The sequence below is a fragment of the Streptomyces sp. NPDC093591 genome, from assembly GCF_044764885.1.
Classification (GTDB): Bacteria; Actinomycetota; Actinomycetes; order Streptomycetales; family Streptomycetaceae; genus Streptomyces.
Window position 1 is genome coordinate 546576 of record NZ_JBIWIY010000003.1, and the last position, 15338, is coordinate 561913.

Here is a 15338-nt window from a genome sequence, read left to right on the forward strand (position 1 = left end):
TCCCGCCCACACCCGATAGGTCACGCCGAAGATGAGCTTCCACAGCGCAGCTGCCCAGTTGGTCACCCTCGCCGCCGAGGGCGAGGAGCACGGTGGCAACCACGAGAGCATCAGCCCGCTGCTCACCGGGGGTGGCGCCTTCGTCATCCTGATGCTCCTGCTGTGGATCACCACCCTCTTCAACCGCGACCGCTGAGTCCCGACCCGGCCCCTCCCGGTCCGCCCGGGCAGTCGTCGGCCAGAGCCCCTCAGGCGGGGCCGGTAGGGTCTGCACGCATGGGAGAGCAGGACATGCCTACCGGCCCCGGAAGCGGCCCGTCGAACCGCGGCAAGCGCCGCCTCGGCGTCATGGGTGGAACGTTTGACCCGATCCACCACGGCCACCTCGTCGCGGCCAGCGAGGTCGCCGCGCAGTTCCACCTCGACGAGGTCGTGTTCGTGCCGACCGGCCAGCCGTGGCAGAAGAGCCACCGGCACGTCTCCCCGGCCGAGGACCGCTATCTGATGACGGTCATCGCCACCGCCGAGAACCCGCAGTTCTCCGTCAGCCGCATCGACATCGACCGCGGCGGCCCGACGTACACCGTGGACACCCTGCGCGACCTGCGCGCGCTCAACCCGGACACCGATCTCTTCTTCATCACCGGCGCCGACGCCCTCGGCCAGATCCTGACCTGGCGGGACTCGGAGGAGCTGTTCTCCCTCGCGCACTTCATCGGCGTCACCCGGCCCGGCCACCACCTCGACGACTCCGGGCTGCCGGAGGGCGGCGTGTCGCTGGTCGAGGTTCCCGCGCTGGCCATCTCGTCCACCGATTGCCGCGCGAGAGTCGCAAAGGGCGAGCCCATCTGGTATCTGGTGCCGGACGGAGTCGTGCGCTACATCGACAAGCGCGAGCTGTACCGCGGCGAGTGAGGCAGTGAGCCGAGAGGGGCAACCGGTGAACGACCGATACGACGCGGGGTACGGGGATGACCAGTACGAACTCGTCGGCTATGACGAGTACGGGCGGCCGGTGTACCGACAGGTCCCGCCCCGGCAGCAGCCGCCCCAGCAGTCGTACGACCCGTACGCGCAGCAGGGCTACGGCTACGACCCGTACGCGACCGGCCGACAGCAGCCGGTCCCGCCGCACGACCCCTACGACAGCGGCGACACCGGTCAGCAGCCGCCCACGCCCGCCTACGACCCGTACGGCACCGGCACGCACCACCAGCAGCAGGCCGGCGGGCACTCGGCGCCGTACGACCCCTACGGCCGTACCGCCACCAGCGGTCAGCAGCACCGCGTCGTCGAGCAGACGGCCTACATCCCGCACCAGGCCGGGCCGGTCGAGGATCCCGTGGTCCAGGACCCCCAGGACCGGGGGGAACGCGATTACCGCACCGAGCAGTTCGCCTTCGTCGAGGAGCCCGACTCGGACTCCGAGGACGTCATCGACTGGCTGAAGTTCACCGAGAACCGCACCGAGCGCCGCGAAGAGGCCCGGCGACGGGCACGCGCGCGTGTGATCGCTCTCGTGGTCGTCCTGGCGGTCGCCGCGACCGGCGGCGTCGGCTACCTCTGGTACGCGGGGAAGCTGCCCGGCCTGTCGTCGCCCGACAGCAAGGAGGGCACCCCGACCGCCGTGGGGGCCCAGAAGCGGGACGTGATCGTCGTCCATCTGCACAACACCAAGAAGGGCGGCACCTCCACGGCGCTGCTCGTCGACAACACCACCACCAAGCAGGGCACGACCGTCCTGCTGCCCAACTCCCTCGCCCTGACCGGCGACGACGGCAGCACGACCACGCTCGCCAAGTCGGTCGACGACGACGGCTCCTCCGGGACGCGCGACGCGATCGACACCGTCCTCGGCACCGAGATCCAGGGCACCTGGCGGCTGGACACCCCGTACCTGCAGAACCTCGTCGACCTGGTCGGCAACATCGAGGTCGACACCGACACCGACGTGCCCGACCCGGACGCCAAGTCCAAGGGCGCCGCGCCCCTCGTGCGCAAGGGCAAGGACCAGACCCTCAGCGGCAAGATGGCCGTCGCCTACGCCACCTACAGCGCCTCCGGCGAGGCCCAGAACGCCCAGCTGGAGCGGTTCGGGCAGGTCATGCAGGCCACGCTGCGCAAGCTGACCTCGGACACACAGGGCGCTACCACCACCGTGCAGACGCTCGGGATGATCATCGAACCGCCGCTGACCGACAAGGACCTCGGCGCTTTCCTCGCCAAGCTCGCCGACCTCGCCAAGGGCGGCGACTACAAGACGGCCCTGCTGCCCGTCCAGACCGACGGCACACTGAGCGCCCAGGCGAGCGCCGGTGTCGTCAAGAACGTCCTCGGCGGCACCGCCAAGAGCCCCGACAAGGACGCCGCCGTCCGCGTGTCCGTCCGCAACGCCAGCGGCGTCAAGGGCAACACCGACAAGGCCCGCGTGGTGCTGCTGAACGGCGGCTTCACCTTCCTGGAGGGCGGTTCGGCGTCCACCGCGGCCACGTCCCAGGTCGTCTACACCGACGCCGCCGACAAGGACAACGCCACCGAGGTCGCCAAGACCCTCGGCCTGTCCGCCACCGCCGTCACCAAGGGCGACGTGTCCGCGAACGCGGATGTCTCGGTGGTCCTGGGCCAGGACTACAAGCCGTCGTCCTCATGACCCCAGGACCCAAATAACCGCAGGCCACCCCACGTGAGCCGGTAATCACGTGGGGTGCTGTCGGCGGTCCGTGAGACCCTTGGTACCAAACGACCGCCGACCGAAAGCCTTGTAGTGACCGCTACCGACCGTTCCCTCGAGCTCGTCACCACCGCCGCCCAGGCGGCCGCCGACAAGCTCGCGCACGACATCATCGCCTACGACGTCAGCGACGTCCTGTCGATCACGGACGCCTTCCTGCTGGCCTCCGCCCCCAACGACCGCCAGGTCAAGTCGATCGTCGACGAGATCGAGGAGCGGCTCCTGAAGGAGCTCGGCGCCAAGCCGGTGCGCCGTGAGGGCGACCGCGAGGCCCGCTGGGTGCTGCTCGACTACGTCGACATCGTCGTGCACGTCCAGCACAGCGAGGAGCGCGTCTTCTACGCGCTGGAGCGCCTCTGGAAGGACTGCCCCGAGCTCGAACTGCCCGACGACGCCAAGGCCACCCGCGGCAAGGCCGCGGAGCACGCCAAGCTCCAGGCCGCCGAGGAGGCCGCCGAGCTGGGCGGTGAGTGGCGGTGAGCGCCTTCAGCGAGGCCGCCAAGCCCGGCCGGGGCCGCCGCGTCATCCTGTGGCGGCACGGCCAGACCTCGTGGAACGTGGAGCGCCGCTTCCAGGGCACCACGGACGTCGCCCTCACCGAGGCCGGCGTCTCCCAGGCCCGCCGCGCCGCCCGACTGCTCGCGGGCCTCAAGCCCGACGCGATCGTCGCCTCCGACCTCCAGCGCGCCGCGAACACGGCCACCGAGCTGGCCGCGCTCACCGGCCTGGAGGTGACCCACGACGAGGGCCTGCGCGAGACCTACGCGGGCGTCTGGCAGGGGCTGACGCACGAGGAGATCATCGCCCGGCACGGCGACGAGTACGCCGCGTGGAAGCGCGGTGAGCCGGTGCGCCGCGGCGGCGGCGAACTGGAGACCGAGGTCGCCGACCGCGCGGCGCCCGTCGTGCTCCGGCACGCCGAGAAGCTCCCCGACGACGGCACGCTCGTCGTGGTCAGCCACGGCGGCACGATCCGTACGACCATCGGGCGCCTCCTCGGCCTGGAGCCCCGGTACTGGGAGAGCCTCGGCGGCCTCACCAACTGCTGCTGGTCCGTCCTGGGCGAGGGCGCCCGCGGCTGGCGTCTGCTGGAGCACAACGCCGGCACCCTGCCGGAGCCGGTGCTCGGCGACGACGACTGAAGCCGGAGGTCCCGGCCGGGACGACCCGGGACCCGGATTTCACTTTCCGGCAGGTCGCAGGCTAAAGTTCTTCTTGTTCGCCCCGCCGAGCGGGGCGAAACATCATGCGGCTCCCGCCGCGTGGCAAGGGGCTATAGCTCAGTTGGTAGAGCGCCTGCATGGCATGCAGGAGGTCAGGAGTTCAATTCTCCTTAGCTCCACAGTGAGACAACAAGATCCCGCCGATCCCCTCGATCGGCGGGATCTTCTGGTATCCGCGGCGGCGCCCGGATCAACGGCCGGGCCCCCGTGGCCGGTTCGCGCGGCACCCGCCTCGCCGAACTGTTCGGGTCCGGCTTGAGTCACTCGGGCCTCGCAGGCGTATACCTCTCAGAAGACGCTTGGGGTGCGTGTTCGCGCGGTTCGTACGGTCGCGAGGGCTGCCGTGTCCGGACTGGTACTGAGGCGTCGCTGACCGTATTGGTCCGGCCGTGGCAGAATCAAACGGCCGGAAGGGAGCGCGGCCCGACGGGAGGGAGTAGCGATGCCTGCGAGCATCCTCGGAGAGGCGGGTCACCTCTTCGAAGCGGCGTTGACCCGGGATACGATCACCCGCCTCAGCTGCCCTTCCTGCGGCTCCGTCCATGTCGCCCAGCTCCTTGGCGACAACGGCGGAATTTCCTACGTGTGCACGGCCTGCGGCCACAGCTGGAGCTGATCGATGGGTGCACACAGGCGAAAGTGCGACTGGTGCGGCAGCGGAACGCCGATCGTCCGTGACATGGAACCGGTGAACCCCGACTACCAGTACTGGTGCGAGGAATGCGCGCGGGCGCTGATCATAAAAGGCGATCCGATCGAGACGTACCGTGAACTCGAGGGCGAACCGATCTACGGCCGTCTCCTCGAAGAACACTGCACGCTCAAACGCTTCTATTCCTTCGTCACGGCTTGACCGAGGCGGGAGTTGCCGATGGCGGTCCCGGTGATCCCGGCGAGCACCAGGAAAAGGCAGCCAGTCGTCCCGTAGAGGGCGGACAGCGTCAACTCGATGCCGTTTTGGTGCAGTTCGTGCCGTCCCGGACCGTGCGGCACCCACCACAGGGCGTACGAGGAGAAGACCAGCAGCGCGCTCAACGCGGCGGCCCGGTACGCGTGCGTGCCGAGGAGCAGGACGACCGGCAGGCACCAGACCCAGTGGTGCGACCAGGACACCGGGCTGATGAGGAGCGCCGTCACCGCGCACGAGGTCACCGCCCAGTCCCGCTGACCGCGCAACTCCGCCGCCACGGCCACGCCCAGCCCTGCCGCGCCCACCACGGCCGCCGTGACGACCCAGGCGGCCCCGGGCTCCGGAGTGTGCAGCAGCCGCGCGAGAACGCCGCGCAGGGCCTGGTTCGCGGTGTCCTCGGCGTACCCGACGCGCCCCGCCGCGAACACCACGCGGGTCCAGAAGCGCCAGGAGTCGTACGGCAGTACGGCAGCGGCCAGCAGGGTCGCCCCGGTGAACCAGGCGGCCGCCAGGCGCGCGTGCCGTAGCCAGCAGCCGCCGCGGCCGTGCCGACGCCGCGCCACGACACCGGTGGCGAGCAGGAACGCCACGAACAGGGCGGGCGTCAGCTTGACGGCCGCGGCGAGCCCGATGCCGACGCCGGCCCAGCGGTCTCCCGGGCGCCGTGACAGATCCCACAGCACCAGGACGGCGAGCAGCAGGTTGATCTGCCCGTACCGCAGCGTCGTCCACACCGGCTCGCACCACACGGCCACCGCCGCGACCCACCACACGCTCTCCACGCGCGCGTGCCCGACCAGACGCAGCGACAGCCCTGCGAACACCACGAGCAGCGCGAGGTTCCCGGCCGTCGCCAGGGTGCGCATGGTCGCCGTGTCCAGGAGCGTCAGGGGGGTGAACAGCAGGGCCGCGAACGGCGGGTAGGTGGTCGGCAGTCGGGCGGCCGTCGCCCGCAGCGCGTACAGGTCGCCTCCGGCCCTCACGGTCGCGCCCTCGGCCCGGTACACCATCAGGTCGATCATCGACACGTGCGCGGCCCGCTGCGCCGCCCAGAACGCGGCGAAGGAGACCAGGCAGGCGGCCAGGGCGACCGGCGTTCGACGGTGAACTCCGGGGCACGCGATCATGGTCACGGAACCCGACATTAGTGCCCGTATCGGCGCGAACGGGAAACGATTTGGTGCTGCGCGAGGTCGACCGGTAATGTTGGCGTCGCCGCCGGGGAAACCGGGCGACCAAAGCACGGGGCTATAGCTCAGTTGGTAGAGCGCCTGCATGGCATGCAGGAGGTCAGGAGTTCAATTCTCCTTAGCTCCACAGCAGATCCCGCCGGATCAATACGATCCGGCGGGATCTTTTTTGTCTGCACATCATGGGGCTGTGGCTGTGCACCTTGGCTTGCGTGTGCAGCCTGGCTTGCGCACGGTGAGAACGAGGGGTCGTCCGGCTCGGACGACCCCTCTACGCGCGCGTGCCCGGCCTCAGCGGCCCAGGGCGCGTCTGCCGCGGCCCTGGGAGAGGACCGGCAGGTTGCGGGACGATTCCTGGCCGCGCGTGTCCTCCTCGATGCGCAGGGCGAGAGCGGGGCAACGGCGCACCGCGCGCAGGGCCTTGGCCTCGGCGTAGCGAGGGACCTTCGCCTGGGCGACGGTCGGGAAGCCGTCGGCGCCGAGCTGGAAGACCTCCGGGAGGATGTCCGCGCACAGACCGTGGCCACGGCACAGTGTCCAGTCGACGTAGATCTTCTGGCGGCTGGGGCCGTTCTCCTCCGACTCGCCGCCGCCCGGGATGCCCGACGGGGCCCTGCCGCCCTCGAAGAGCGGCAGAACGCCCTCCACGGGCCGTCCGCAGCCGTTGCCGAGGACGTGCGCCGCGAGGTCGTCGGTGAACGCCTTGATGGTCGACTCCAGGAACATCGCGGAGCCGTCCGGGTGCGAGCAGGCGCCGCGCCGCTTCACGTTCTTGGCGACCTGCTTGAGCGCCTCCAGGGCGGCCGGGCCCCCGCCGTTGAGGATGTCCTCCATGCCGCGCGCGGCGGCCGGCAGACCGAGGTAGCAGGGACCGCACTGGCCCGCGCTCTCCTCGGCCAGCCACTGCGCCACCCGCAGCGACTCGCCCAGCGGGCAGGTCTCCTGAGTGATCGGCAGGATCGCGCCGGCGCCGAGCGCGCCGCCCACCGCGTCCAGGGAGTTGCGCGAGACGATCGCCTCGTTGACCGTCGCCGCGTCGATCCACTTGCCGTGGTAGCCGCCGGTCAGCACGCCCTGCGGGACGGGTGGGGCGCCGGCCAGTTGGAGGACGTAGCGCAGCGGCACGCCCGTGGGGACCTCGATCACCATCGGGCGGGCGACCGCGCCGGAGACCGTGAGCATGACGGTGCCCGGCTCGTCGTACAGGCCGGTGTTGCCGTAGCGCTCGGGGCCGATGCGGGCGGCGATCGCGAGCTGCGCGAAGGTCTCGGCGTTGGACAGCAGGGTCGGGGCGCCGCCGACGCCGTTCTGCGAGGCGCTGACCTTGCGGCCGGGCGGGATGGCCGGGCCGCCGTCGATGGAGCGGATCAGGGAGGCGGCGGCGCCGGTGACCATGCGTACCGGGTTGCGCTGCACCCACGCGCGTAGAGCGGAGCGGCGGCTGTTGCTGAGGCCGCGTTCGGCGAGGGCGGCCTCCATGGAGCGCTGGGTCGATTCCCGGGTGACCCCCACCACGAGCGTGCGGGCACCCAGGGCCTCGGCGCACAGCAGCGCGCCGTCCAGGATGAGATGCGGGGCACGGTTGATCATCACCGTGTCCTTGCGGCAGGCCGGTTCGTCCTCGCTGCCGTTGACGACCACGACCGGCCGTACACCGCGCTTGATCGCGGCCTCCGCGACCGAGCGCAGCTTCTTGTGGAAGGGGAAGCCCGCGCCGCCGCGGCCCTTCAGGTTGATGTTCTCGGCGAGCTTCGCGAGCTGCTCACCGCCCATCGGTTCGAGTGGCCCGTGCACCTTCAGATGCATGGGCAGATCGAGCCTTTCGACAAGGTCGAAGCCCGACGTCAGCTGGGGAAGGCCGACGACGCGGACTTCGGGGACGTCGGGCAGGGCCTCGTTCACTTAAAGCCTCCGGAAGGCGTGTTCCAAGGTTCGCCCGAACCCGGTGCGTCGAAGTCGTAGGAGGCACCGGGGAATGTTTCAGTGGCGGGACCGCTGTTGTTGTACGTGTCGTTCTGGTTGTACGTACCGAAGACGGCATTCGTCTCAGCGGTGTCGTACACATCACTCGAGCCATAGCCCGCAGCGCCCGCGTCATAGCCCGACGTGCCCGAATCGCGGTAGAGGGGGATATTGAATCCCGTGTCGTTGAGCGGGTCGTAGGCCGACGGGGGTGCCTCGCCCACGGGCGGCGGGGAAGGGATCGGCCAGCTGCCCGAGGTGCTGCCCGAGCCGTCGACGCGCGGGATCGCCTCCGTCGGCTGCATGTCCAGGGGCAGGTCCATGCGTGAGGTCTGGTCGGCCATGTAGGGCTGCTGCCGGCCCTGGGAGCGGGGGGAGACCGCGCGGTAGGCGGCGGCGAAGCCACCCGTGGACTCCGCCGAGGCGGGAGCCTGGGAGGGCATGCCGGGCAGCGGGCCCGTCCGCTCGTCGCGCGACGGCCGTGACGGGCGCTGGTTCTCGTAGCCCGGCAGCGCGGACCCGGACGCCGCGCGGGCGCGGCTCTCCTCCAGGTCCTCGCGGGCGTCGGGCTCGTTGCCGATGAGCTGGGCGAGCCGGTCGGCGAACTTGCGCTTGACGGGACGCGGGGCGGCGCGCAGTGCGAGGGCCGCGGCGACGGCGACCACGCACAGCTCGTAGCAGACCATGAAGAACGTCGCCGCCGGGCGGCCGGCGAACAGCCCGTGGATCAGGGCGGCGCACCAGGCCGGGTAGGCCAGCATGTGCATCGCGCGCCAGCGCGCGGCGACCAGTGCCGGGGAGGCGAACTGGGTGCGCAGCGCGCCGGTGACGCCCACGAAGATCATGAGCAGGGCGGCCAGGGAGCCCAGGCCGATCAGGAAGGCGCTGCCGGGGATCTCGTCGCCGCCGAAGAACACGAGGCTGAAGGGGATCAGCGCGGCGATCGGGCTGGCGTGGTCCAGCGCCAGCTTCACGCCGATGTGCACCAGCAGGAACGCGATCGAGGCCACGGCCGTCACCCGGTGGATGCCCTGCGCGATGATCCGCTGGCGGGTGTTGAGGATCATCCGGTCCTGGGCGACAAGACCCCAGATCACCGAGCAGGTGAGGCAGACGAGTGACAGGACACCGGCACCGAAGTTGAGGAACTCCTGGAGCCAGGTGCCGCCGAGCAGCACGACCAGGGGTATGAGCAGCAGAACAGCAGCGGTCGCCACCCCATAGGCCGACCGGCCCGGTTTGGGGAGCGAACTGTTACTACGACGAGGGTTCATGGGGGCAACTCCGAGCGGTTCGGGAAGGCGGTCCCGCTGCCGCACTCTAAGTGGCTCCATACCGAGGGGTACGGCGTTTGAGTTATTGCGTTGTTATCTACGGGCTGCGAGGGGCGGGCGATGTCCCTTAGCGACTGTTACGCCAGGTAACAATTGAACGTTGTTCAGCTTTTCGAGGTCTTCACAACTCTCAAGTACGGAATGGAGGGCGCCATTGTTCACGCGCGCCCCCACCCCAAGCCCGTCACGCCCAGGGTGGAAGTCCGTCGCGACCCGCTCCGGCGCTGCGGTACCCTGACGCCATGCGTGCCGTACGCCTTCTGCTTAGCGGGCCGCGCTGATCAGTCCCGACCACCGGGCGAATCGGATGGTCGGAATCGGCGCGGCGTCCCCTCCTGTGCGAGGGGATTTTTCGTTTCCAGAGAACCGCAGCCGCTGGCAGAGACGATCGATGGAGCTTTGAGGATCATGAGCGAGACGAACCCCGCTGCCACCGCCGAGGTGGCCGCGCCGCACCGCTACACGGCGGCCATGGCTGCCGAGATCGAGGCACGCTGGCAGGACTTCTGGGACGCCGAGGGTACGTACGCCGCTCCGAACCCCAAGGGCGACCTGGCGGGCGACCCCGAGGCCGTGGCCCGGCCCAAGAAGTTCATCATGGACATGTTCCCGTACCCCTCCGGTGCGGGCTTGCACGTCGGCCACCCCCTGGGCTACATCGCCACCGACGTCTTCGCCCGCTTCCAGCGCATGACCGGCCACAACGTCCTGCACACCCTGGGCTTCGACGCCTTCGGCCTGCCCGCCGAGCAGTACGCCGTGCAGACCGGCACGCACCCGCGCGTGTCCACCGAGGCCAACATCGAGAACATGAAGGCCCAGCTGCGCGCGCTGGGACTGGGTCACGACAAGCGCCGGTCGTTCGCCACGATCGACCCGGACTACTACAAGTGGACCCAGTGGATCTTCCTGCAGATCTTCAACTCCTGGTACGACGACGAGGCGAAGAAGGCCCGCCCGATCTCCGAGCTGGTCGCCGCCTTCGAGTCCGGTGAGCGGGCCGTACCGGGGCACACGCGCGCGTGGAGCGAGCTGAGCGCCGCCGAGCGTGCCGACGTCCTGGGCGGGTTCCGCCTGGCGTACGCCTCCGACGCGCCGGTCAACTGGTGCCCCGGCCTGGGCACCGTCCTGGCCAACGAGGAGGTCACCGCCGAGGGCCGCTCCGAGCGCGGCAACTTCCCGGTCTTCAAGGCCAAGCTGCGCCAGTGGAACATGCGGATCACCGCCTACGCCGACCGGCTGCTGGACGACCTGGACGCGCTGGACTGGCCCGAGGCCATCAAGCTGCAGCAGCGCAACTGGATCGGCCGCTCCGAGGGCGCCCGCGTCGACTTCCCGATCGACGGCGAGCGCATCACCGTGTTCACCACGCGCCCCGACACCCTGTTCGGCGCGACCTACATGGTGCTGGCGCCCGAGCACCCGCTGGTCGAGAAGTTCACCCCGGGCGCCTGGCCCGAGGGCACCCACGACTCCTGGACCGGCGGTCACGCCACCCCGGCCGAGGCCGTCGCCGCCTACCGCGCCCAGGCCGCCGCCAAGTCCGACGTCGAGCGGCAGGCCGAGGCCAAGGACAAGACCGGCGTCTTCATCGGCTCGTACGCGACCAACCCGGTCAACGGCGAGCAGATCCCCGTCTTCATCGCCGACTACGTCCTGATGGGCTACGGCACCGGCGCGATCATGGCCGTCCCGGCGGGCGACCAGCGCGACTTCGAGTTCGCGCGCGCCTTCGAGCTGCCGATCCGCTGCATCGTCGAGCCGACGGACGGACGGGGTACGGACACCTCGACGTGGGAGGACGCCTTCTCGTCCTACGACGCGAAGATCATCAACTCCACCGGTGAGGGCGTCTCGCTGGACGGTCTGGGCGTCGCCGAGGCCAAGGCGCGCATCACCGAGTGGCTGGAGTCCAAGGGCATCGGCGAGGGGACCGTCAACTTCCGGCTGCGCGACTGGCTGTTCAGCCGCCAGCGCTACTGGGGCGAGCCCTTCCCGATCGTCTACGACGAGGACGGCATCGCCCACGCCCTGCCCGAGTCGATGCTGCCGCTGGAGCTGCCCGAGGTCGAGGACTACTCGCCGCGCACCTTCGACCCGGACGACGCCGACACCCAGCCCGAGACGCCGCTGTCGCGCAACGAGGAGTGGGTCAACGTCACCCTGGACCTGGGCGACGGCCCGAAGCGGTACCGGCGTGAGACCAACACCATGCCCAACTGGGCCGGTTCCTGCTGGTACGAGCTGCGCTACCTGGACCCGAACAACAGCGAGCAGCTGGTCGATCCCGAGATCGAGCAGTACTGGATGGGCCCGCGCGAGGGCCAGCCGCACGGCGGTGTCGACCTGTACGTCGGCGGCGCCGAGCACGCCGTGCTGCACCTGCTGTACGCCCGCTTCTGGTCCAAGGTCCTGTTCGACCTGGGGCACGTCTCCTCGGCCGAGCCGTTCCACAAGCTGTTCAACCAGGGCATGATCCAGGCCTACGTCTACCGCGACAGCCGTGGCATCGCGGTGCCGGCCGCCGAGGTGGAGGAGCGCGACGGCGCCTACTACTACCAGGGCGAGAAGGTCTCCCGGCTGCTGGGCAAGATGGGCAAGTCCCTGAAGAACGCGGTCACTCCGGACGAGATCTGTGCCGAGTACGGCGCCGACACGCTGCGCCTGTACGAGATGGCCATGGGCCCGCTGGATGTCTCCCGGCCGTGGGACACGCGCGCGGTGGTGGGCCAGTTCCGGCTGCTGCAGCGGCTGTGGCGCAACGTCGTCGACGAGACGACCGGTGACCTGACGGTGGTGGACGCGGAGCCCGACGAGGACACGCTGCGTGCCCTGCACAAGGCGATCGACGGGGTGCGCGGGGATCTGGAGGGCATGCGGTTCAACACCGCCATCGCCAAGGTCACCGAGCTGAACAACCACCTGACCAAGACGGGCGGGGCGGTGTCCCGCTCCGTCGCCGAGGCACTGGTGCTGATGGCCGCGCCGCTGGCCCCCCACATCGCCGAGGAGCTGTGGCGCAGGCTGGGCCACGACGACTCGGTCGTCCACCAGGACTTCCCGGTCGCCGACCCGGCGTACGTGGTCGACGAGACCGTGACCTGCGTCGTGCAGATCAAGGGCAAGGTCAAGGCCCGCCTGGAGGTCTCGCCGGCCATCTCCGAGGAGGAGCTGGAGAAGGTCGCGCTGTCCGACGAGAAGGTCGTGGCGGCGCTGGACGGGGCCGGGATCCGCAAGGTGATCGTGCGGGCGCCGAAGCTGGTGAACATCGTTCCGGCGTAGGCCTCCGGCGTTGGCCTCTGGTGGTCGGGCCGGTTCGGATGTCGTGAGCGGGTTCGGCTGGTCCGGATGGCGTGAGCGCGTCCGGCCGGGTCGGGTGTCGTGTGCGTGGGGCCGCCGGTTCGGGTGTCGTGTATGTGGGGCCGCTGGTTCGGGTGTCGTGTGCGCGGGGCCGCCGGTTCGGGTGCCCTGTGCGTGGCGCCGTCGGTTCGGGTGCCCGTGTGTGCGGCGGGTGGCTCGGGGTGATCCCCTACGGGCAGGTTCGGGGTTCTGTTGGAACTCCGGGCCTGCCCGCTGCGTTTACCGTTGAAGAGTGATGCGGCGTGTGTCGCGGCCGGTCGGAGGAGGAGTTCGTGGAAGCAGTGATCGCAGTCGTCGCCCTGCTCTTCGTGCTCTTCGTGGTGCTCGGCGCGTACGCCACGGTGAAGGTGGTCGGCGCCGCCAAGCGCAGGGTCGACGACACCATCACCCACGCCCGGCGCACGGTCGAGGACCACACCCTGCGGGCCAAGTCCTTCGCCCAGCCCGGCCCGGCCGGTGAGCTCGCCCAGCTGCGGCTGAAGCTGCGCACCTCCATGCGGGCCACCCAGGACGCGCTGCGCGCGGGCGCGGCCGAGGACGAGTCCCTGAAGGAATCCCTCGGCCTCTTCCAGCGCCTCAGTGCACACGGGCACGAACTGGACGCCGAACTGCGGCGCCTGGAGTCCGAGCCGGACCGCGCGACGCTCGCCGAGCGGCTGCCCGACCTGCGTGAGCGCACCGAGCGCATCGTCCAGTCCGCGGACTCCCTGCGCTGGGCGGCCCGCGACCGGGCCCACCGCTTCGCCGGCGACGACCTGGACAGCCTCAGCGCGCAGATCGACGTGGAGACCGGTGCCCTGCGGCACTGGCAGACGACGGAGCCCTCGTCGTCGACGCCACCGCCCCCGTGGCCGGAGGCGTCGGCGGCCGAAGCCGCCGGGACGGCCGAGCAGACCTGGCCCGACAGCCCTCGGTCGCAGCGGGCCGAGGAGCCCACACGGCCCGCGATCACACCGCCCGGCCCTCGTCCGACATACCCCTGGCAGAAGAAACCCCGTCCCGAGAGCACGACTTGAGGGCGGCCGAGCACGCGCTGATCCGGTCAAGGCATTTCCAGGTGAGCGGGGTCGGACTGCCGCCCGGGCGCTACGCCAGGTAACCTCCAGCTCATGTCCCGCCATGTCGCGATCGTCACCGATTCAACGGCCTACCTGCCGCCGCGGACGATGGAGCGCCACGGCATCACCGCGGTGCCCCTGACCGTGGTCGTCGGCGGCCAGGCGCTGGACGAGGGCACCGAGATCTCGACCCGTTCCCTCGCCCAGGCGTTGCAGAAGCGACGACCCGTCACCACGTCGCGCCCCAACCCTCAGGTCTTCGCGGAGCACTACCGCAAGGTCGCCGAGTCCGGCGCCACGGGCATCGTCTCCCTGCACCTGTCCGCCGAGCTCTCCGGCACCTACGACGCGGCGGTTCTCGCGGCGCGCGAGGCGCCGGTGCCGGTGCGGGTCGTCGACACCGGGATGGTCGCCATGGCGCTCGGGTTCTGCGCGCTCGCCGCGGCCGAGGCGGCGGAGACGGGTGGCACGGTGGACGAGGCGGTCACCGCCGCGGAGAAGCGGGCCGGCGGCACGGCCGCCTACTTCTACGTCGACACCCTCGACTATCTGCGTCGCGGTGGCCGTATCGGGGCCGCACAGGCGTTGTTGGGGTCCGCGCTCGCGGTGAAGCCGCTGCTGCAGCTGGAGGGCGGCCGGATCGGTCCGTTGGAGAAGGTACGGACGGCGTCCAAGGCGATCGCACGCCTCGAGGAGATCGCGGCCGAGCGGGCGGGCAGCGCGCAGGTCGACATCGCGGTGCACCATCTCGCCGCCCCGGACCGGGCGTCGGCGCTGGCGGACCGTTTGCGGGGGCGGGTGCCGGGGTTGGCCGAGCTGCATGTGAGTGAGGTCGGGGCGGTTATTGGGGCGCATACCGGGCCTGGGTTGTTGGGGGTTGTGGTTTCGCCGCGGTGAAGGGGTTGGGTGTGGGCGGCGGGGGTGCTGGGGTGGAGCTTGGGCGTGGGGCGGATGCGTCGTGTGATGCGGCGGCCGTGGTGACGGGTACGTCGTGTGATGGGTCCGCTGTGGTGACGGGTACGTCGTGTGATGGGTCCGCTGTGGTGACGGGTTGGCGGTGGTGACGGCATCGTTGTGGTGACGGCATCGTCGTGGTGGGGCGATTCGTCGTGGTGACGAGCTCTTTGGGTGGGTGCACCACTCGTGTGGGTGGCGGAGTTATCCACAACTGGGCGGTAATCCCCGGGAATTGAGCAAGATCATCGCGGGCGGGGCGAGGTGTCCGATCCTCGTCGCATGGCACTTCGATCACGCACACGTACCACGCCGGCGACCAGCGGCCCGGGCCGCGGCCCCCACTCCGACGGCCGCGCCCGCCACCGACGACGCATGCATGTCCGGGGGCGGGCACGGCAGCGCCATGCGTCGGCGGAGGAGCTGCGGCGCAGGGCGGAGGTGATTTTCGCCGAACGGGCCGGGGAGTGGCGGGAGTCAGGGGCGGGGCCGCCGTCGCGGGGGGAGGAGTACGCCCCGAGGGCCGACGTGGGGGAGATGCCTGGCCCGAGTGGGTTGAGCGGGCCGAGTGGCTCTCGTGGACCGGCTGGACTCGTTCGGGAGGAGCCCGGTTGGC

12 protein-coding genes and 2 tRNA genes are annotated in these 15338 nt (G+C 70.4%); 11 read left to right on the forward strand and 3 right to left on the reverse strand.

What is annotated here, in order from left to right:
* Positions 1–31 precede the first annotated feature (31 nt).
* From ACIREI_RS09050 to ACIREI_RS09080, 7 genes are all read left to right on the forward strand, one after another.
* A complete protein-coding gene (locus ACIREI_RS09050; RefSeq protein ID WP_403329227.1) occupies positions 32–196 on the forward strand; it encodes a hypothetical protein in 165 nt (54 codons plus the stop codon).
* Positions 197–276: 80 nt separating this feature from the next.
* Positions 277–915, forward strand: coding sequence for a nicotinate-nucleotide adenylyltransferase (gene nadD, locus ACIREI_RS09055; RefSeq protein WP_403329230.1), 639 nt, complete (start codon positions 277–279; stop codon positions 913–915).
* 25 nt (positions 916–940) lie between these two features.
* Entirely contained in the window at positions 941–2650 is a 1710-nt protein-coding gene (locus ACIREI_RS09060) for a LytR C-terminal domain-containing protein (RefSeq protein ID WP_403329232.1), read from the forward strand.
* A 114-nt stretch (positions 2651–2764) separates the two neighbouring features.
* Positions 2765–3211: a ribosome silencing factor gene (rsfS, locus tag ACIREI_RS09065; RefSeq protein WP_302000765.1), complete on the forward strand. Its 447-nt coding sequence runs from the start codon at positions 2765–2767 to the stop codon at positions 3209–3211.
* Entirely contained in the window at positions 3202–3873 is a 672-nt protein-coding gene (locus ACIREI_RS09070) for a histidine phosphatase family protein (RefSeq protein ID WP_403329235.1), read from the forward strand. Before rsfS ends, ACIREI_RS09070 begins: the two co-directional genes overlap by 10 nt.
* A 127-nt stretch (positions 3874–4000) precedes the next feature.
* Positions 4001–4073 (forward strand) — tRNA-Ala (locus ACIREI_RS09075).
* 500 nt (positions 4074–4573) lie between these two features.
* Entirely contained in the window at positions 4574–4807 is a 234-nt protein-coding gene (locus ACIREI_RS09080) for a hypothetical protein (RefSeq protein WP_003976229.1), read from the forward strand.
* Here ACIREI_RS09080 and ACIREI_RS09085 read toward each other — a convergent pair.
* Entirely contained in the window at positions 4786–5991 is a 1206-nt protein-coding gene (locus tag ACIREI_RS09085) for a glycosyltransferase 87 family protein (RefSeq protein WP_403329469.1), read from the reverse strand. The two genes, ACIREI_RS09080 and ACIREI_RS09085, sit on opposite strands and share 22 nt — an antisense overlap.
* A 117-nt stretch (positions 5992–6108) precedes the next feature.
* Here ACIREI_RS09085 and ACIREI_RS09090 point away from each other — a divergent pair.
* Positions 6109–6181, forward strand: a tRNA-Ala gene (locus ACIREI_RS09090).
* A gap of 164 nt (positions 6182–6345) precedes the next feature.
* Here ACIREI_RS09090 and ACIREI_RS09095 read toward each other — a convergent pair.
* A complete protein-coding gene (locus tag ACIREI_RS09095; protein WP_403329238.1) occupies positions 6346–7956 on the reverse strand; it encodes an NADH-ubiquinone oxidoreductase-F iron-sulfur binding region domain-containing protein in 1611 nt (536 codons plus the stop codon).
* Positions 7953–9290: a cytochrome b/b6 domain-containing protein gene (locus ACIREI_RS09100; protein WP_403329241.1), complete on the reverse strand. Its 1338-nt coding sequence runs from the start codon at positions 9288–9290 to the stop codon at positions 7953–7955. Before ACIREI_RS09100 ends, ACIREI_RS09095 begins: the two co-directional genes overlap by 4 nt.
* Before the next feature lie 468 nt (positions 9291–9758).
* On the opposite strand from ACIREI_RS09100, the gene leuS reads away from it, so the two are divergent.
* The 3 genes from leuS (at position 9759) to ACIREI_RS09115 (ending at position 14665) form a co-directional block, all read left to right on the forward strand.
* On the forward strand, positions 9759–12632 hold the full coding sequence (gene leuS / locus ACIREI_RS09105) for a leucine--tRNA ligase (protein WP_403329244.1): 2874 nt from the start codon (positions 9759–9761) through the stop codon (positions 12630–12632).
* A 350-nt stretch (positions 12633–12982) separates the two neighbouring features.
* Positions 12983–13726: a hypothetical protein gene (locus ACIREI_RS09110; protein ID WP_403329247.1), complete on the forward strand. Its 744-nt coding sequence runs from the start codon at positions 12983–12985 to the stop codon at positions 13724–13726.
* A gap of 93 nt (positions 13727–13819) precedes the next feature.
* On the forward strand, positions 13820–14665 hold the full coding sequence (locus tag ACIREI_RS09115; protein ID WP_403329250.1) for a DegV family protein: 846 nt from the start codon (positions 13820–13822) through the stop codon (positions 14663–14665).
* The last annotated feature ends 673 nt before the right edge of the window (positions 14666–15338 follow it).